Annotated in this window: 12 protein-coding genes; 7 read left to right on the top strand and 5 right to left on the bottom strand. The window is 57.5% G+C overall.

Features of this window, described 5'->3' with window-relative positions; genetic code table 11:
- Positions 1–121: 121 nt before the first annotated feature.
- Positions 122–604 (top strand): DUF2269 domain-containing protein, encoded by a 483-nt coding sequence (locus tag CCHOA_RS04020; RefSeq protein WP_123927180.1) that lies wholly within the window; start codon positions 122–124, stop codon positions 602–604.
- Positions 605–1,124: 520 nt separating this feature from the next.
- Here the strand turns inward: CCHOA_RS04020 and CCHOA_RS04015 are convergent.
- Positions 1,125–3,326 (bottom strand): DEAD/DEAH box helicase, encoded by a 2,202-nt coding sequence (locus CCHOA_RS04015; RefSeq protein WP_123930783.1) that lies wholly within the window; start codon positions 3,324–3,326, stop codon positions 1,125–1,127.
- Between the two features lie 1,239 nt (positions 3,327–4,565).
- On the opposite strand from CCHOA_RS04015, the gene CCHOA_RS04010 reads away from it, so the two are divergent.
- Together CCHOA_RS04010 and CCHOA_RS04005 are read left to right on the top strand one after the other, a co-directional pair.
- Positions 4,566–5,630 (top strand): hypothetical protein, encoded by a 1,065-nt coding sequence (locus CCHOA_RS04010; RefSeq protein ID WP_123927177.1) that lies wholly within the window; start codon positions 4,566–4,568, stop codon positions 5,628–5,630.
- A gap of 414 nt (positions 5,631–6,044) precedes the next feature.
- On the top strand, positions 6,045–7,091 hold the full coding sequence (locus tag CCHOA_RS04005) for a hypothetical protein (protein WP_123927174.1): 1,047 nt from the start codon (positions 6,045–6,047) through the stop codon (positions 7,089–7,091).
- Between the two features lie 128 nt (positions 7,092–7,219).
- On the opposite strand, the gene CCHOA_RS04000 is transcribed toward CCHOA_RS04005, so the two are convergent.
- Complete coding sequence (locus CCHOA_RS04000; RefSeq protein WP_123927171.1) at positions 7,220–8,503, bottom strand: MFS transporter; 1,284 nt, start codon at positions 8,501–8,503, stop codon at positions 7,220–7,222.
- A 634-nt stretch (positions 8,504–9,137) separates the two neighbouring features.
- The gene (locus CCHOA_RS10635; RefSeq protein ID WP_164472383.1) at positions 9,138–9,308 is read right to left on the bottom strand and encodes a hypothetical protein; all 171 of its coding nucleotides are present in this window, start codon (positions 9,306–9,308) and stop codon (positions 9,138–9,140) included.
- Between the two features lie 329 nt (positions 9,309–9,637).
- Between CCHOA_RS10635 and CCHOA_RS03995 the strand changes: the two genes are divergently transcribed.
- Entirely contained in the window at positions 9,638–10,129 is a 492-nt protein-coding gene (locus tag CCHOA_RS03995) for a hypothetical protein (RefSeq protein WP_123927168.1), read from the top strand.
- Entirely contained in the window at positions 10,108–10,368 is a 261-nt protein-coding gene (locus CCHOA_RS11190) for a winged-helix domain-containing protein (protein ID WP_123927165.1), read from the top strand. The genes CCHOA_RS03995 and CCHOA_RS11190 overlap by 22 nt, the downstream gene beginning before the upstream one ends.
- Here the strand turns inward: CCHOA_RS11190 and CCHOA_RS03985 are convergent.
- Together CCHOA_RS03985 and CCHOA_RS03980 are read right to left on the bottom strand one after the other, a co-directional pair.
- On the bottom strand, positions 10,365–11,096 hold the full coding sequence (locus CCHOA_RS03985) for a hypothetical protein (RefSeq protein WP_123927162.1): 732 nt from the start codon (positions 11,094–11,096) through the stop codon (positions 10,365–10,367). The two genes, CCHOA_RS11190 and CCHOA_RS03985, sit on opposite strands and share 4 nt — an antisense overlap.
- A 294-nt stretch (positions 11,097–11,390) precedes the next feature.
- Positions 11,391–12,257 carry a (2Fe-2S)-binding protein gene (locus CCHOA_RS03980; protein WP_123927159.1) on the bottom strand — a complete coding sequence of 289 codons (867 nt, stop codon included), beginning with the start codon at positions 12,255–12,257 and terminating at the stop codon, positions 11,391–11,393.
- A gap of 742 nt (positions 12,258–12,999) precedes the next feature.
- Between CCHOA_RS03980 and CCHOA_RS03975 the strand changes: the two genes are divergently transcribed.
- Together CCHOA_RS03975 and CCHOA_RS03970 are read left to right on the top strand one after the other, a co-directional pair.
- Positions 13,000–14,079, top strand: coding sequence for a hypothetical protein (locus CCHOA_RS03975; RefSeq protein WP_123927156.1), 1,080 nt, complete (start codon positions 13,000–13,002; stop codon positions 14,077–14,079).
- Positions 14,080–14,667: 588 nt separating this feature from the next.
- On the top strand, positions 14,668–19,083 hold the full coding sequence (locus CCHOA_RS03970) for an ABC transporter ATP-binding protein (RefSeq protein ID WP_123927153.1): 4,416 nt from the start codon (positions 14,668–14,670) through the stop codon (positions 19,081–19,083).
- The last annotated feature ends 82 nt before the right edge of the window (positions 19,084–19,165 follow it).

Below are 19,165 nucleotides of genomic sequence, written 5' to 3'. Positions count from 1 at the left end.
CTCGTAGTGCAAATCCGGCAGCGCTGCAGCATATGCCTAGGCAGCATCACCCTGACGCTGGCCTGTTGTTGGTGTGCTTCCAGCGGTCGTGTTTGCATCGAAGAAAAAGAATTCCTACTTTATGAATAATCTTGTGCTTATCCTGCACGTTGTCACCGCACTGCTATTTATCGGCCCGGTGACGGTGGCAGTGTCGCTGTTCCCCCGCATCGGTAAAGCTGCGCTGGCCGCAACTCCCGCCTCCCCGAGCCACGGCGGCCTACAAGTGCTGCTAGCAATCAGCCGCACCTACGCCCTGCTGTCACTGTTGGTGCCCGCATTAGGTTTGGGGATCATGTTTATCGAACCAGCCTATTTCCAGCAGCCGCGATTCCATGCGGCGATTGCGCTGTCTGTTGTGGCCTGGCTGGTTTTGCTGCTGCTGGTTGTTCCAGCGCAGCGAAAGTTTGCGCAGGCTATTGGCGCCGGTGATCCAGACATGGATCCAGTCACTGCGGCTGACGCAACCGTCAACACCACTGCTCTGCTGAAAAAAGTCACCATCGGTGGTGGCGTGTTCAACCTGCTGTGGCTTATCAGCGCCGTGTTGATGGTCATCCACTAGGCGTATTCGGTGGTTTTCTGGCCTGGATGCGGCATGGAACACCAACCCGCGGCTGCACTGGTTGACACCTTCCAGTAGCCACATGGTGCATGTCGCACCAGCATCCAAGATCAAACACACTATTCCCCCTTGCCCGCTGTGCAGTTATTGCAGTGCACAGCGGGTTTACTCATGGTTAGGTTCCAGCAGATTTACCCGCTGCTAGGAATCAACAGTCGACCACGGTTCAGGATTCCACTTGGGGCAGCTTCAGCTACCACCCCGGTGATGCTGTGGGGCACATTCGGTGTCACCAAAAACCCAAGTCCCAAGCCGCAAACCCCACCGGAGGGACACCAAAAGGGGCGCACCTTATTCAAGGTGCGCCCCGCAGGCGTGTTCAGCAGCAAGCATCCTGCCCAGGGATTGCTGCGTCAAAGCAGCTACTGGAAATGCCGGTCAAGTTCTCAGTTGCTGACTGAAAAACCAACCGGCATCTACTTAACAATGTGAGACTTACCAGTGCGCTGGTTTATGGAGGTTAGTCGCGCCAGCCGCCCCGGCCACCGCGATCATCCCGGTCGAAACGTCCGCGACCACCGCGACCACCCCGGTCATCACGGTCGAACCGGCCACGTCCACCACGGTCGTCGCGCTCGAAGCGGCCACCACGGCCACCCCGACCGCCCCGGCCACCCCGGTCGTCGCGATCATCCCGATCGAAGCGTCCCCGGCCACCACCGAAGCGTCCCCGGCCGCCACGATTACCACCGCGACCGCCAAATTCCCGATCCTCAATGTTGGCATGTGGTGCGTGTTCAATCTCAATGAGCTGACCAGAGATCCGGGTGTCGCTGAGACGATCAAACACCTCTTTACCCAGATCGACGGGCAGTTCCACGAGGGAATGATCACCGTTGATCGTGATGCGGCCGAAGTCTTTATTCGACAGACCACCTTCGTTGGCCAGGGCACCCACAATGGCACCCGGACCGACACCTTGCCGTTTACCAACCCGAATCCGGTACACGGTGAGATCATCACGATCAGGGCGGCCGCCACGACGCGGACCACGATCACGGTCACGGTCACGGCCACCGAAGCCACGATCACGTCCGCCGCGATCATCAAAATCACGATCCCGGTCGCGGCGTTCCCGCTTCGGTTCCGGTTTCATAAAGAAGTCACCCTCAGACTGGGACTGCACGGCTAATGCTGCAGCCACATCTTCCAGCGGCACGTCGTGTTCATCCGCGTAGGATTTCACCAGTTTGCGGAAAAGTGCCACCCGCTCATCTTCGAGCGCTTCGGTGATTTGATCTTTAAACCGGCCAGCCCGCGATTCGTTTACTTCATCGATGGTCGGCAAATCCATCTCTTCGAGGGTTGCTTTGGTTGCCCGCTCAATAGAGCGCAGCATGCGCTTCTCACGAGGAGTAACAAACAGGATCGCTTCACCGGTGCGCCCGGCGCGCCCGGTGCGGCCGATGCGGTGCACATAGGATTCGACATCGTTGGGGATGTCAAAGTTGAAGACGTGCGAGATGCGTTCCACGTCGAGGCCGCGGGCGGCAACATCGGTTGCGACAAGAATGTCGAGACGGCCGTCTTTGAGTTGTTCGACGGTGCGTTCCCGCAGGTTCTGCGGAATGTCGCCATTGATTGCGGCGGCGGAGAATCCGCGGGCACGCAGTTTCTCGGCGAGTTCTTCTGTTTCATGCTTGGTGCGGACGAACATGATCATGCCGTCCATCTCGGTGACTTCGAGGATCCGGGTGAGCGCGTCGAGCTTGTTGCGGTGGGCAACGTGCAGGTAGCGCTGTGTGATGTTGGTTGCGGTGCGGGTGGTTGCTTTGACCGTAACTTCTTGTGGATCGTTAAGATAGGTTTTTGCGATCCGCCGGATGCCTTGTGGCATGGTGGCTGAGAAGAGTGCAACCTGTTTGGTTTCGGGGGTTTCCGCGAGAATGGTTTCGACGTCTTCTTGGAAGCCCATGTTGAGCATCTCGTCGGCTTCGTCGAGCACCATGTAGCGCAGTTCAGAGATGTCGAGGGAGCCCTTTTTCAGGTGGTCAATGACACGCCCTGGGGTACCGACCACAATGTGGGCGCCGCGGCGCAATCCGGCAAGCTGGTTGCCGTAGGCTTGCCCACCGTAGATTGGCAGCACGTTGATTCGCCCAAGATGGTCGGCAAACGACTGGAAGGAGTCGGCTACCTGGAGGGCAAGTTCGCGGGTGGGGGCAAGCACGAGGGCTTGTGGTTTTTTCTGCTGGGGGTCAATTCCGGCGAGGATAGGTAGCGCGAATGCAGCGGTTTTGCCGGTACCGGTTTGTGCCAAGCCGACAACATCTTCACCGGCGGTAAGCAGCGGGATGGTGGCCGCTTGGATTGCGGAAGGCTGTTCGAAACCTACTTTTTTAATTGCTGCGAGGAGCTGCTCGGGCAACCCCAGCCCGGCGAAGCCGTGTTCGTCGGCGGAATCGTCGGCGTTGTCATCGTTGTCTTCGTTTGTCTGTGCATCGCCGGATTCAGCGGCGGCGGTGTCTACGGTTGCTGCGGTTTCGGTTTCTTCAGCAATACCCGGTTCTTCGGTGCTGGTCTCGTCCACCGCTGCTTCGTCCGTGTCGTGTGCTTGTTCAGCGTTGTCGTCACTGCTGATGGTGTTGTCTTCTGCTAGCAGTGCACCTTCTTCCGAAGATAATGCTGCTGCAGTGGTACCCAGTACATCTTCCAGCTTCATCACACCGTCGTTCTCGTTGGTGTTTGTATTGTCTTGTAAACCCTGCTGGTTATCGGCGTCCATACGCGCGTCCCTCATTCAAAAATCTTTTGCTCAGTTACTGCTCTGGCTTGGCGCTGCGGGGAAAACTTTCCACAGTAGTGCTGTTGCCTTCTCAACACCGGTGCACCTGAGTTACCACAGTGTGCGGTTTTGCTCGTGGCATCTTCGAGCCTGCTCTAGAATCCGAGCAGGTCGCGCCGCAGACATGCGGGATGATACGAGGTTGGGGTGTTGGGTGGTGAGCAGCGTGCCGGAAAACCCATTGCTATTCGGCACTCAATCCACATCTCATGCATCGGGGCGCCAGGTGACAACATGGTGTTGTCGACGTTCCCGATGGTCACCGCTTGTACGCTGTGTTGTTGCTGCAATGTGCGCAACAATTTCCAGTGTGCGGTAGCTGTTGATGATTCTTCACCGACCGACGCTGTCGCAACACCCGCGGCACGCTGTGGTGCTGGGGGTGGTGTACAAGGTGACCACAGCAGTGCTGTGGGTTTGACTATCTACACGGTTCGCATACGCTGCCATCCGTGCCGGTGCAGCAACTCGTCACCAGGTGCAATACCTGTAGTGGTTGCTGCGATACTGCTTCCTTTTGAGGGCTGTTGTGAAAACCAACGTTTCGCGGGGCGTACTGACGCCGGCGCTGAGTGCAGCCGCATCGGCGGCACTGTTCTAGGGAAGCACAAGGATGAATCTTGTATGAATTCCATTGCAGACGGGCAACTACACCGTCTTGTCAATATTGTGAGAATCAACATGCACCCAAACATTGCCTACTGCCGCTTATCACAAGCAGACGGGTTGACCTGTTTCGAGGTGCGTCAGTGAGACTACCTTGCCGACACCGCGTGGCACAACTATGTTTCCGTCACTGCAGATTCCGGGGCTACCTGCCCAAATTGTCACTACCCCCACCGTTGTCGCCGCACCGACTTGCTAAACAGCAGGCCGAATCGTGGCACAAGACCACATTTGTCCTCCCCACCGGTTGCGTTGCGGTGATCAGCGAGCCTGCACTGTAACAAACCACCACATCACCACGGGTTGAGCAACAAAATAAAGGATTATCGTTTGCTGTTTGCCCAGTGTTACAGTGGTGGCAACGTCTTCGCCGGGCGATGTTGACTCCGGTGGCTAACGGCCGGCCTGTTGCGCCGCTGCCACCATGTTACGAAAGTGTCGTGAAGCTTCATGCCGATGATCTTTGATGAGCTGTCTGATGCTCATGTGCGCGATCGGGTCGCGCAGCACGGCACCACCGACCTTAGTGACTTCTTAAAACGCAGTTCGTATCCGTTGGCGATGGTGTACCGCTCTTTTGGGGCGTTTAGCGACGATAACCCTACTGTTGGCGGAAATCTGTGGCCAACGTCGTGGACTCATCGCCTCCGGGAGGCAGGGCTGATTGACGCCCCGGAAACCCCTGATCCGACTGAAACTTCCCTCCTCTTGCGGGCGCATCGTCTCATGCATGTGGGGGATATGGTTCGTGCCCAAGCCTATGAGATGGTTGCTGATCCGCACGGCCTGGCCTATGACGACATGGATCCCATGCTGCAATGCGCCACTCGCATGATGCTTGGCCTGCTGCTGACCCCGTCACCGATTTATGATCGTGCACCAGGGGATCTTGATGCCCGTTGTGATGTGGACGATATTGACGGGCTGTTGGCGGTGATTCGCTCCTATCCACAGTTCCATCGTGAGCTGACGAATCTGTTTGCGGCGTCGACGCTGCAGCACAAATATCATTATGCGGCAATTGATGAACCCTTCGGCCACGGCATGCTGCGCTATCACGCCACCTATCAGCCGATTGAGCTGGTTGTTGCGCTCGATGAATCCCCCCTGAGCACGGCGCTTTCCACCACGATTAGCGCGGTGCCAACATTGCTCAACCATGGGCAGGTGTGTTTAGGTGTGGCGGATTTACAAACCCGCCAGGTAGGTGCCAACAGCCCTGCGAGCCAAGCTGCGAAACCAACCCGGGCAATCACCCCGTTGATGTTGAGCTGGGCTCCCCCTGAAACAGAAGATTGGGAATCACTGCTGGCCCGGGTTCAAGCCCATACTGCTGCCGGCCTGGCGATTATTGGTGCAGTTCGGCCGCCGAATCTTACCACCTCTGGCTATCTCATGTTAGGCCCGATGCGCTATCGCTCTTTTCACGAGGGCGAGGTTCCCGAGTTGCATTTCGCCTTGGAAAAACCGATGCCCACCTCGCTGGTGTCCGATTGGCTTTCCTGCGGCTGCTAGAGAACACTGCAGTGACCACCATCGCCTGCTTTTCCATCCGCAACAGCAACGCTGGCACCGCAAGTTTCAGCCAACAGCGTGAGCCGATAAGCCTCGGCGACACTGTGTTGTTTTTGTGTAGCATCACCTCTTCCGGCAGCGACTGGGATGTGACCCACTACTCGTCCATAGGGTAGAAAATCTGCTCCCATCTGCAGTGGTGGCGCCGTAGAATGAATCAACAGCAGCACTAGCACACTACCGCAGTACCAGCGGGTCGAAGTTCGCTACCAGTCAGGTGCATGACGGGTGTGTGCCCGGCACCCGCCACCATTGTTTGCTGGCGGCGATAGTCGGCACTGGCTGCATGCAACTCTGTAGGGTTTTCTTCCTGTATGACCGTGCACAAGAAGCACGCAACATAGCGACTCGATAATGTTCGATTTTTCTCTTCCTCAGCGCCAACAGTCACCTGCTGATCTGCTCACCCATCATCCCACCGCGGATCTTTCCACCTTTGTGCAGCACACATCCATCACCCTGGCCGATCTTTACCGTGCACCTGGAGTGATTGCTCCTACCGCAACCCCGGAGGAATATCCAGATTCGTTTACGAGCTGGCGCTACCGCTGCGGACTTGCCAGCCCAGTTGACGCCGACATGGTGACCCAAACATTTCTGCTTCGACGACTACGCCGCCTGCTGCATATCGACGATGGGCAGCGGGCAGCAATGTATGCTTCCCTGCTTGGTTCCACACAGCTCGCAGCGAGCTTGTCCCAATCCCAGATGCGCGCCGCTGCGATGCTGGTAGGACTCATCTTCTCCGAAGAACCCCACGAATACGACAATGTCGCCTATCCGGGCACGATCGATGCCGCGCTGGCGATGCTGCGTTCACAACCGGATGTTGTCGCTGAAGCGACAAGCCTGCTGAGTCTCCTTCCGGTGATGAACGCGCAACCCGAAACCACTGAACCTGCCCCAGTCGCCGCTGCACCAAGCTGGTGTGGGTTGACGCTGCACGCCCACTACACTGCGGCTGAACTCTATTCCGCAATCAGCAGCACCCCGCAGGTGTCACTTGCTCACTGGCCGGAGACGATCAACTATTTCGAACATGAACAATCCACTGTCGGAATGATTGTGACCACCATTGATCCGGAAGCAGGGCAGCTTGCCGGCAACGGCCGTGTTGCCACCGCTATCAGCCAACACCAATGCTCCCTCGACCTTGGCCAATGTGTCACCGCAGATACACGCCTTGGCCGTGCCCTGGCAGACGACCTGACCACTGCCCCAACTTTGCTGCTTGCCGCAGGCAAACCCGGAACTGTGGAAACCCCCTCGGCGGAATATGAAATGCTAGGAACAATTACCCTGGTCGAATCGGGCAGCGTAGATGACGCAATCTACACTGTGCAGGTAACCCACCCCCTGCCGCAACACGTATGCCGCCGCTGGTTATCCTGCGGCTGCTAATTGCTCGGCCTGACCATTAGCCCGATCTGGTGCCAAACCACTACCCCCAAGGCCGACAACTCCAGCGATCCCCAGGCAGCAATCCCCTGCCAGGTAGCCAAAGCAGGAAACCATCGGCGCCGCACCGATCACTTCTGCTGGTGTCCACTGCCCGGTTGCATGGTTTGCCGGGGTTGCGGCTGGGCAGCACCAACTTGCGGCAACAGCATTGCCGGCTGTGGAGAAGGCATCGTCTCCGGCGCCAACAACCACCCTAATGCTGCCAGGAACATCATCGCCCCGGAGACGGCAAACGCGAGCGAATAGCCGCCATGGTCAACAATAAGACCAACCGCAATAGGGCCGATCAGACTGCCGAAATCCTGCACCATCTGAAAACGGGACAACACCCGTGCACCGGAACGCTCATTGCCAATCACATCCGCCACAGTGGCCTGCTGTGCCGGGACAAACAGCCCCGCCCCTACCCCGGCACCAGCAGTTGCCAGCACAAACCACAAAGGATTACCAACCCAGCCGAGGGTAATCGTCATCAAACCATTGACCAGAAGACCGATCAGCATCAGCGGTTTTCTGCCCCACTTGTCCGCCCCACGACCAGCCACTTGCAGGGCAAGCGCATTGCCGGCCGCAAACACTGCCAGTGCCACCCCGGCAAGGGCTGCACCTTGGGAAAATGTCGCGGCCGCAAGCAGGGGAAGCAACGCGATACGCACCCCAAAGTTTGTCCACCCATTAGCAAACCCGCTGAGCAAACTTGCCCGATAGGCGCGATGCTGCAGCGCTTGACGAATAGTCATCGGCGCAACCACAGTGTTGTGTTCTAAGTCGTAGAGTCGCTGACTCGACAACTTCCAGCCCACCACCGCAGCAGCAAGGAACAATGCGGTAGCATAGATCGCAAAGGGCCACCGCATACCCAGCGGCGCCAACGCTGCGCCCACCACCGGGCCGATCACGGAACCGACCAGAAATGCGGTGCCATAGGTCGAAGAAGCATAGCCGCGAATCGCTGGCGGGGAGATCCGCACAATCAATCCCACCGCCGAGACGGTAAACATGGTCGACCCAATGCCCGCTATTCCCCGTAGCAGCAGCATCTGCCAGTAAGTTTGCGCCCAGGCGATGAGTCCAGTTGCCACCGCAACGGTGAGCAGCCCGGTGAGATACACCTTGCGCGAACCGATAACCTCAACAAGCTTGCCGGCCGTTGGCGCAAATATTAGCCGCGAAAAAGCAAAAATACTCACCACCAGTCCGGCAAGGGTAACTGAGACGTCAAAGCTTAACGCGAACTGCGGAATAATCGGCGCGATAAGACCAAACCCGAGCGCGATAATAAACGCTGCAGTCACCAACACCCAGATCTCTTGGGGAAGCTGCTGTGGACGGCGACGATGCTCTTTGGTCATGATCACTCATCTTCGTCGAAGGGGGCGCGGTGACCAAACCGCCAGCTGCCCAGCTGGCAACGCAATGCACGCGGCTGGAACACCAGTCCCACAACCTTGATCCACCGCGGTGCAGTCACCACCGGTAGCCGGCACCCCGGGTGTTGTCCCTAAGTCTTGGCCATGTTTCCCAGTATTTCGTGGTTTGGGTGATGGTTGCCAAAACTTGGTCTTCACCTTCACTGGCGGGTAGCGCCGCATTGAACCGCTGGCAGATAAGCTCGCTTCAAGAAACGATCCCGGTACGCAACAATGAACCGAACCATGTCCGAGGTTTTGGCCCGAGTTCCAAGGACAAAACACGCTGACGCGGCCTGCAACAACTCGTTGGTGTCCAGCAGTTCTTCGGTGTTTTCCCCGTAAGCTTGGCGTTGTCTGCACTGACGTCTACTTCGGCTCGGGTGACGATACCGTCGCGGCCTGCGTGTTGCACCCACGAGCGTCCGGTGTGCCCGAAGCGCCCTCACTTTGGTGCGACGAGCTTGCAGGGGATCTGTATTGATCATCATTCGGCCAAGAGGCGTTATCCCCCAAGCAGGCGCCGCGGACGAGATCAGATATAACGGATCGCCACCCTGTGGGACAGGTAGCATCGCTAGATACTTCGATCGCGTAGATAAACGAGGCTTCGTTTCGCGTCATCGCAACCGAAGTGTGGCAATGGGAAGACTGTGCGTTGGGCGAGCACAGTCTGCGCCTGTTCTGCCGCAGGCGGATCACCGGGTTTTTCACCACGGGCGGATCGTGCCGCTATATGGTGAGTCATCGAAGTTGAAAACATGCCCTGATGAGGTAGTCCTGGGGACAGACCGGCCAGGACTACATGGCTTACATAGACTTAGCAACTTGGCTCACCTCTACATTCCGAAACATTGCTACAGCACGCTCTGTGCGGCAAGCTGCATACGCTGCACAACGCTGAAATAGGCGTGAAGACCCCACCAAATGAACGGGAAAATAACGCCAACGCAGCACTGCATTGCACACGGGGCAACCGCCAGACAACACGGGTTCATCAGGCAAAGCATGAAGCAATAGAACAATTGTTCGAACACGGTGGGGTCGCTGTGCGCCGGCCTCGCTACTATCCCCCTCATGCATTCACTTCTTCGACGTCACCGCCACAATCACGAAAGTCCAGATCAGCTCGCCGGGAAGATTACAGCCACCGCAGCAACCACGCTTCGCAACGTAGCATCCCTCATCGCGCATCCCCGCTCCTTGGCGCGACCCGATCCCGCGTGGCGACCACCCTCAATAGGCCTACCGGCGATCGCGTCCGCCCCAGCACTTCAAGTGTGTGTCACCCGCTACCGGCTCAGCACCAAAGATCGGGACGAGCTACAGGCATTTGGCTATCACGGCGCATACGTTGTGATCATCCGAATCACCAACCGCCAAGGCCTTCCAGTGCCGCAAGCAGTCAGTGACGCTTGGATGACTGCTATTGCACAGCATCCACCTGCGGGCACGGTTCATCAACTTATTGACGAGGTGCAACCCACCTACGCCATGGTGGTTGGTGCCCGCTTCCAGCCAGTACCAAGCCCAGCGTCACTCTACGGATGGACTACACAGGCTGCGTAAGGAAGGTGCCAATACGGTTAACACCACCAACCAAGGCCAGTGACAGGTTGCTGCAGGACAGCGAATATGCCATCGGTGAGCGAGCGATACGGTACTCGCTCCAGATGATGGCATTGCGAACCTCCGCAGCCGCGGCATCAACTCCACACCTCACCGACACACTGCCACCTGCACGCTGCGCGAAGCGCGTTTTCCAAGGGATACGTTTCGTACCGATACTGATTGGCGGCTGGTGTTAAGCCAATCCAAGCAGTGCCGCGACCATATCCTCCGGGATAGCTGCTGCATCGCCTCGTGCCAACGAGACGGCGAGCTGCTGTTCCCAATGTCGCGCTTGGGTGGCCATAAACGGCAATACAGTGCTTAACCGGCCAAAGTCTTCAAACGACCCCAATGAGACGTAGGCGCTATACGTGTGTGATCCAGGCGCAGTGAGCTCATCAAACACGGCATACACCGCATCGTCAGTAGCTCCACTGGGTGTTTGTTGTTGGCTGAGCATCTCAAGCAGTGACTCAGGGGCAAGCAACAAACTCACTGCCGCCTGCTGCATGCTGCCAATCGTTGTAATCTCGACGACGAGGAGCCCTTGATTACCACATGGTGCGTACGCGATCGGCACCCCCGTCTCCGGGCTGGCGAACGCCAACTCGGGGAAACGCCCCAGCGGATCATCAACCAAGTCGTCGATAAAGCTAAGTGCCTGCGAGGTCTCTAAAAAGGTGCGAATAGCAGCAGTTGCACCCGCCACCGAGAAGGCAACCTCAAGCAACGTCGATGACTCGAGCTCGCTGGTGGAATCCCCATAGTCGAGCAGATAAATACTTGCTGCGGGAAGCACCTCATTGTCGACGAGAATTTTTAAATCAATGCCACTTGGGGTGGGAATATACATCGCCCCGTCGACAATGCGCTGCTCAATCCGGTTCTCGTCAAGAGCGCTGGCTAGATCTTCATAGAAACTCATGCCTGAAAAAGGTTCCTTCACACGTTGTGCGGTAGTGGCGCAAAGGTGTATTGCACGGTATCGCGGCACCTGCCACGTATCTTCCAACCCCGCTAGTTGGCATCGTAGTGGTATCACACTGCTTTGCGCGATCCTTCTCTGCTGCTGGTAACCCCACAACAATGCCGCCGCAGCCGACCAGGAGCCTCACCGAAAGCAATCTACAGCTCCCTAATCGAGCCACTATGGGAACCCGGCGACATCTCCCGCACCAACCAAAATATGAGGAGGAAAGGAAGCATTTGATGCTGCTGGTTAAAACAGTTGCGCCCGGTAGCGCAGCAGATCCTCATCTTTTTCCGCCGGCGTTTTGTGCGGGCAGCTCACACACTTATTCGTCCCCGCATGGTGATAGATCATGCAGCAGGACATGCGTCGCACCGCAAGATGCTCAATGGCGTCTAGATCATCGTGTGCCAAATCGACGGCAAGTATCTCGTCATCGGTGACATTGATAAAGCGTGGATCGCGCACCAGCTTCTCCCCAACTTCGGCTTTCACCCCCGCCAGCAAGGCCTGCGCCAGCGCTATTCCGGTAGGTACTGCGAAACTGTTATTTGCAGCACCTGCTGCTGCATCGGCAATCGCATCGGTGACATGTGCCCACAGTGGTGCAGGTTTGAGTCCAGCGCCCTCCCCGAGTGCTGTCACCAGTGGTGACAGTGAAGTGGCAAATACTTGCCCTTGATGGCGCAAGGCTGTCAGCCACTCCTCGTGCGAGGCAGGATGGGTTGGCTCAGTGGGAACCAGCCCACACCAAAACCACGGTGCATCAGCTTGTGCATCATCGTCGTCGGCGGATTGAAAAAAGAGCCGACCCTGCGACAAGTCAAGATCACAGACGACTTCCTCTTCGACCATGACAGCAATCGCGGGCTTGCACACCGCGGCCAGCAGAGTAAACCACCACATGTGCATCTCAAAGGTGATGTTGCCCATCGGGAATCGGCGTCCTGCCGCAGCCACGATGCGATCCATGACAGCACGCTCGGCCATGGCTTGTGGGGTGGTGAATTCCGCGGATTCCCCTGGAATCAACGACTCCGCAAGCCACGGACTTTCACTCAGCAGCCGACGATAGGCGCCCGGCAACGATGAAGGGGTGGCTGATTGTGGTGACATACTTTCATAGCTTATCTGTTACTCAACACACCGGTGGCAGTACAGTTCAAGTGACCCAAGGTTGGCTCTTAAAGGTAAGCAACCAAGGTGTGCGGTCAAACTCGATACGATTCGACCCTTTTGCTGCCAAGCCACAGTTTTCCCCTGCCCGAGATCGCTAATCGTTATTTGCTTGCTGTCGTTTTCCTTCGAAACGCCTAACACCTCCCGGCACACGGTGTGATAAACCACTGGTGCGACAACAGTGCCGCGCCTTTGATTCGGTTTTGACCCTGCACTTCGAGCGCCACTCAACGCCGCGAACACGGTTTCATAACAGTTCAACGTCCAGCTGGATACGGCTACCCCACCGATTGCAGCACAGGTTGCGCTGCTTGCGCTTGCTTCAATCTCGTGGACGCGTGCCTTGGGCAACGGTGAAAAAACCGATCCGAACTGCACCAAACTGGCGACAGTGGTGCGGCAGTAGATACACGGCTCTCTTATTGCTATAGCGGCTTGCATACCAAGGTTTTTTGTGGTGCGACCTTCGGTTGTGAAGTTGCTCTCATGCGCCCGGCCGGTACTATGACCTATGACATCGTGACCTGTGCCTGCCGTGTCTTTCCCCAGGGCAGCACCGATGAGCATCTCCCCTGGCGGGAACAGTGATCCGCGCCAGCAAACCACAGGAACATTCGCGAAAAACAAACTGTAGTTTTACTTCCAGCAACGTAAAGAAGCAACCACGCAAGGACTATCCATGACAAATAGCCACGAACTCGGCGCCGACAATATCGCCAAATTCGACGACGACAACGAACACACCGCCACTGCCCAGGACACCGAAAAATCGAAGAAGTCTTCCTTGCTCGGCAAGGTTAGCTCCGCGATTGGCGCCACAGCAGAGCAGGTCAAAGACCAGGTGACCGGTATTTTCACCAAGGACGATGACACCACCGACAATGAAATGAACCGGAAAATCTATGCGGCGCTTGATGCAAACGAGCGCGCAGAGATGTCCAATGAAATCCAGCGCAATGTTGCCGAAGCACTCGGCACCGATGCGCGGCACCTCAAGAAGCGTGCCGGGGTGGGTGGCCGCTTTGTGATTCATATTCTGACGAAGGCTGCTGAAATTCAGCAGTCAGCGGTGGAACAAACTATTGATTGGCTGCGGGCGAAAAACCCCACCGCCACTCCGGAAGAACTGCAGGACAAGTTGGACAACTGGTTCCAGGGTTTGTCGGTGACCTCTGGTGGTGCCGCAGGTATGGCCTCCGCGGTACCAGGTATTGGTCTGGCAACCGGTACTGCTGCGATCGCTGCCGAATCGGTGCTATTCCTCGACCTTGCCACCCTATACACCTTGGGGTCTGCCTATCTGCGGGGCGCAGATCTATCCATTCCAGAACGGCGGCAGGCGTTTGTGCTGTTGACTTTGGCGGGCACGCAAGGCACCGCAATTGTTGACGCGGCAGTTGGTGACATTGTGGGCGGCGATGGTACCCGTTCGGCAATGTCGGTTGTGACCGGGATCTCGAAGATGAATGCGGCAAAAGCGGGCAGCATGAACAACAAGCTCGTGCAGACCATCGGAAAGGTCGGCCTGAAAAAATTGCTGCCCGCATCTATTGGCAAGTTGCTGCCCTTTGGCCTGGGTGCAGCTATTGGTGCTGGTGCTTCGTGGAAACTGTCTTCGAATGTCATCAAGCACACCGATCAGGCGCTCGGGACGTTGCCAGCACAGTTCCCTACCCCGGCACCAACGTCGGTTCCGGACACCCCGGAGATTGTGAAACAGTTCGAGAAAGCTCGTAAAAAGGTAGCTGACGAGTCCTAACAGGCTCGCGTTGACCGCACCTGCCCTACCGGTGGATCCATTATTGAGCCGGTGGGCAGGTGACAACGCATCCCCTTGGCGGCGTGACAGGTGGACTACGGGGTGGACAACGGTCTTCGTCCCATTAGTGCAACCCGTGGCAGCACATGGCGAGCTACAAAGTAGGTTCTAGTGACGCTCGAATGAGGCTCGAGTAAGGCGCTCGCTGCTCAGTGGGGCGTCTGGTCGCATATCGCAACCGGCGTATTGGGCACTGCTGCTTCACACAACGGGAAGTGCTGGTTCACGCAACGCGCTCCGCTTCAGCTTTTCTTGTCCTTGGCAACGGCAATGCTTGTTGTCTAATAGTCACGCAGGTTTGTGCAAAGCTTCGACCGACAGCACGCACGATTCGCAGCAGCTGTCGGTCATTTCGCCCAACTCGCAATGGACCTACTGGGGGTGTCACCGATATTGTCACTTGCGGTGATGTCACGGCCAGGCAATGGAGAAACCTCCTGATCGTCTCGGCACACCGTATGGTGGAATAGGAATGACCATTGCACGGTTTTTTCGCTCGCGCGACAACCTTGGAAAGGGCGGACTTTCGTGCCACACACTGCCGACACCACAACCCCATCTGGTGCCAGCGCTGCACCCCACAAGACGGCCACATCCGGATCGGCGCCCACCCACACAACTGCGGCGCTGCGGGCGCTATCCCATCTGTTACTCGCAGCAAAGGGCAGTGCACTCTTGGCACTTGCCACCACCGTTGTCACCACTGTGATGACGGCCGTAATACCACTGCTTACCAAGGATGCCGTCAATATCGCGATCGGTGCCGCTGAGCCGTCCCGGCTGGTTGAAATGATGGGGTTTACCCAGCCGATCTTTGCGGTGATGACCTTACTCATCGTCGCAAGTGTGATCCGCTTCGGGTTTTCTTTTCTCCGCCGAGTCAGTGCCGGTCGGCTGTCGATTACGGTGCAACACCAAGTCCGCCAAGAGATGCTTAAGCGGATCATGCACTTAGATGGCCGCGCCTTAGCAACCGTCCGCACTGGTCAATTGGCCAGCCGGTCGATCTCTGATATCTCCAGTGTGCAAGGGCTAGTAGCGATGCTGCCGCTGTCGGTGGAAAACGGACTCACGCTCATCGTCACCGCGTCCATCATGCTGTATTTATCGCCACCACTCGCCCTGGTCGCGATAGCATTTTTACCGTTGATTACCCTGTTTGCTGTGCGCCGCAGCGGCAAACTTTTTGCCGCCAACTGGTCAGCACAGCAGGCGGTCGCTGATTTCGCGACGAAAGTAGAAAACACCATCACTGGTTTTCACGTGGTGAAAGCCTTTGCCGCCGAAACCCGGGAAGTGCATGCAGCACGCGACTTGGCAAGAACGGTGTTTGCCGAGAAAATCCGAGCAGCAACGATCAGTGCCCGTATTCAGCCGCTGGTGAGTAACCTCCCCCAGCTGATGCATATCGCAAATCTTGCCGTTGGCGGCTATCTGGTGATGACCGGACGGCTCGATATCGGGACATTTGTCGCGTTTGCCGCGTATATGACCACCCTTGCCTCTTCGACGCGGATGGTGGCCGCGACCGCTGTGCGCATTAATCAGTCGCTGGCCTCAGTGAGCCGAATTATGGAAGTGCTCGCACTTCGACCGAGCCTGCCACAACCGGCGGCCCCTGCCAGCATCGATCCCGATCAACCATTAGGGCTGGTAGTAGACCGGGTCTCCTATCACGAGCTGAACCGTACTCGCGATCACGCAACCACTGACACAGCGCAAACGCTCGCCCCTGCGGCAACGGTGTCCACCCCGTCACCGGATGACGGAAAAACCACGATCAGCGACCAGGCAAGGCGGAGGCAACAACAAACCCAACCCGGTGACAGTGCACCGGCACCCAGGCACCGTGCTGCAATGCCACACGCAGCCTATGGATCGGGGAGCACGCAGCAGTTATTGCTCGATGAAGTTTCTTTCACGCTTGATCCTGGTACGTTCACAGTGATGGTGGGACCTGCCCAAGCAGGCAAAACCATGCTCGTTGCCCTGTTAAGTCGCCTCTATGATCCAACGAGTGGCCGCATCGCGCTGACCGTAGGGCAAAACGATTCCCCGAATCGCAAAACCTATCCCTACCTTGCTATCGGTTCGCAAGGGGTGCGCCGCCATGTGGCGTTTATGTTTGATGATCCGCAGGTGTTTTCAGGATCAGTGCGAGACAATATCGCTATGGGTCGCCCCGTTGATGACGAGGCAATTCGGTGGGCTGCCACCATTGCTGGTGCCATGGAGTTTATTGCGGAGCTTCCTGAAGGCTTCGACACACTCCTCGGGGAGAAAGGCCGCACCTTATCTGGTGGGCAGCGGCAGCGTCTGGCATTAGCACGCACGCTTGTCACCCGACCGGCGCTCATTGTGCTCGACGATGCGACCAGTGCTATTGATGCGATTACTGAAGCGTCGATCTATCAGCAGCTGCGCAGCGCCCTCCCGGAGACGACCGTCCTGGCAATCACGCATCGTCATTCGACGGTGGCGCTTGCTGACGCCGTCGTAGTGATGGATCAAGGACGGGTGGTTGCAACAGGCCCTACCGCCGAAGTCATCAACCATCCGCGGTTTCTCGCCGTCATGGCGACCGCTGAAGAACAGCACACCCACACCAACGTTCGCCGCAGTCAACCCCGTCTAGCCTCCGAGCAGCCAGAATCGAAGGCTGCAGCAGTTCCTTATGCGAACCCGTCACCATCACTGCCGCACCAACCCCTGACGGATCGTCCGCGGCAGCTGCTGCATCCTGCCCAGATTCCCACCGACGCGAGCGATCTACTGTGGCAACAGTTGTGGCCACCACAACACGCGCCCTCAAAAGATACACGCAACGCTCACCGCATGAACAAGGCGCAAACCCGGGCGGCGGTGACGCGCACTGGGGGCGGGATGGGCGGGCACCGTCCGCCCGGCGCGGCGATGACTCCCGCGACGGATGATCTGTTGCACCAAGTGGAACACCTTCCCCCAGCACGTGCGATCCCCCGCCTGTCACCTGCCGCCGAGCTTGCTGATGTCACCGATGTTGGACGGTTTTCACTGCCGCTGCTGCTAAGCAGAGCACGTTGGTTGCTGCTTGCCACAACGGTGCTGCTGTTCGCATCAGTGGCCTGTGATTTGGCGTTTCCGTATCTTGTTCGGTTTACCATCGATGGGCCAATTACGACCGGTTCGACCACACGGTTGCAGCAGTTGTGTGGTGTTGCTGTCGTGCTATTGGTTGTGGCCTGGGCGTGTGAAGTCGCCTCAACACTGACCACAGCCCGTACCGGTGAGCGGCTGTTGTATTCGCTTCGCGTTCGACTCTTTGCTCATATCCATAATCAGACGACGGATTTCTTTCTTCGCTACCGGACCGGTGCATTGCTGACCCGATTGACCGCCGATGTGGAAAGCTTGTCCACCTTTTTGCAGGTGGCACTCGCCGAAACCATTGTGGCGATCACCACGCTGGTTGGGGTGGCGGTGATGTTGGGGGCAACGAGTTTGCCGCTTGCCGCAGTCGCCCTTGCCCAACTGCCGTTTGTGGTGCTGGCAACGTTCGCATTTCGCCGGGTGACGAAGAAAAACTATGCCCAAGCACGCTCGGCGATCACCGAGGTGAATACTTATTTTTTGGAAGCGGTCGGCGGGGTGCGAGTCTTGCAGTCGCTGCAGGCAGAAACGTATGTTGCCAACCAGTTTTCGCAGCGCACCGGCCGGTATCGCCATCTTCGCAACCGGGGGCAAGTAGCAATTGCCCTCTATTTCCCAGGGATTATTGCCCTCGGGGAGTTAGCCACCGCTACTGTTGTTGGTGTTGGTGCCTGGTGGGTGCAGCAGTCGACGATCAGTGCCGGTGTGTTGGTGGCGTTTGTGCTGTATATGTCGCGGCTGTTTGGCCCTGTTCGGATGTTGAGTCAGCTGTTTGATTCATATAGCCAAGCCCGGGTGGGGCTCGGACGGATTGAGCAGCTCCTTGCTGATACTCCCACTTTTCGTAATTTGGATCCGCTGGAATTGGATGAAGCAGCACTGCGCGATGCCGAGCAGGTGGCTGCCGCTGCCGCAACTGGGCGCATTGTTGTCGACGATGTCTCATTTGCCTATCGCACCAGGCCGCAGAGCAGCTCACCCGTTTACACGAATACGGGTATGAACCAGGCAGAACCAGCAGAATCTGCACCCCAGCGCAGGAACCCTACCCCGCCGGTGGTATCCACCACAGCATCCGCCGATGCACCAGCGCAGCTGGAGCAGCCGTGGGTGCTCCGCAACGTCTCGCTGACGTTGATTCCCGGCCAGACCGTTGCGATTGTTGGGGCAACAGGGGCCGGCAAATCAACCTTTGCCCAACTCATAGCGGGTCTGTACCGCCCCCAAACAGGGATAATTACCGCAGGTGGCGTCGATATCACGACGTTTGCCTCCCCGATTTGGCGGCGACAGTTAGGTATTGTGCCGCAGGATCCGCATATTTTCGCAGGCACCATCGCCGAGGCAATCGCCTATGGAAAACCTGATGCCACAGCACAGGAAATTATGCGCGCCGCAGCCCGCGTGGGGGCGCTGAGCATTATTGCTGATTTACCTTGCGGCATGTACACCATGCTCGGCGACGGTGGCAGTGGTGTGTCCTCTGGGACGCGGCAGCTCATAGCACTTGCTCGTGCCGAACTGATCAACCCCAAACTTGTCATCTATGACGAGGCGACAGCAGTGGTGGATCCCGCCACTGAGCAGCATATTGTCGCAGCTCAACGAGATGTTGCTGCCGGCCGGACTGCGATAATGATTGCGCATCGATTGCACACTGCCATGCATGCTGATCGAGTGATTGTGTTCCATCAAGGTCGCATCGTGGAAGATGGCACGCCGCAGCAACTTCGCGCCGCGGGTGGTCGATTTGCGGCCATGCTGCAAGCCAGTGCCCACGACAACACCGTGGAAACTCCTGGTAAACAATCATGACCCTTGTTTCAGCGCAACCTGTTCCAGCCACACGCCAATAGCGCTCCCGATAGGCGATACTTCGTTGCTGCGGCTGCGGGGG

It is taken from the genome of Corynebacterium choanae (assembly GCF_003813965.1).
In the GTDB taxonomy this organism is placed as follows: Bacteria; Actinomycetota; Actinomycetes; order Mycobacteriales; family Mycobacteriaceae; genus Corynebacterium; species Corynebacterium choanae.
Note: the sequence above shows the minus strand (reverse complement) of the source record. Positions and strands in the feature narration are given on the sequence as shown.

Excerpts from the sequence above, each read along its gene's own strand:
- CCHOA_RS04020 (WP_123927180.1), top strand. The coding sequence starts at position 122 with ATGAATAATCTTGTGCTTATCCTGCACGTTGTCACCGCACTGCTATTT.
- CCHOA_RS04015 (WP_123930783.1), bottom strand. The coding sequence starts at position 3,326 with ATGAAGCTGGAAGATGTACTGGGTACCACTGCAGCAGCATTATCTTCG.
- CCHOA_RS04010 (WP_123927177.1), top strand. The coding sequence starts at position 4,566 with ATGCCGATGATCTTTGATGAGCTGTCTGATGCTCATGTGCGCGATCGG.
- CCHOA_RS04005 (WP_123927174.1), top strand. The coding sequence starts at position 6,045 with ATGTTCGATTTTTCTCTTCCTCAGCGCCAACAGTCACCTGCTGATCTG.
- CCHOA_RS04000 (WP_123927171.1), bottom strand. The coding sequence starts at position 8,503 with ATGACCAAAGAGCATCGTCGCCGTCCACAGCAGCTTCCCCAAGAGATC.
- CCHOA_RS10635 (WP_164472383.1), bottom strand. The coding sequence starts at position 9,308 with ATGACTCACCATATAGCGGCACGATCCGCCCGTGGTGAAAAACCCGGT.
- CCHOA_RS03995 (WP_123927168.1), top strand. The coding sequence starts at position 9,638 with ATGCATTCACTTCTTCGACGTCACCGCCACAATCACGAAAGTCCAGAT.
- CCHOA_RS11190 (WP_123927165.1), top strand. The coding sequence starts at position 10,108 with ATGGACTACACAGGCTGCGTAAGGAAGGTGCCAATACGGTTAACACCA.
- CCHOA_RS03985 (WP_123927162.1), bottom strand. The coding sequence starts at position 11,096 with ATGAGTTTCTATGAAGATCTAGCCAGCGCTCTTGACGAGAACCGGATT.
- CCHOA_RS03980 (WP_123927159.1), bottom strand. The coding sequence starts at position 12,257 with ATGTCACCACAATCAGCCACCCCTTCATCGTTGCCGGGCGCCTATCGT.
- CCHOA_RS03975 (WP_123927156.1), top strand. The coding sequence starts at position 13,000 with ATGACAAATAGCCACGAACTCGGCGCCGACAATATCGCCAAATTCGAC.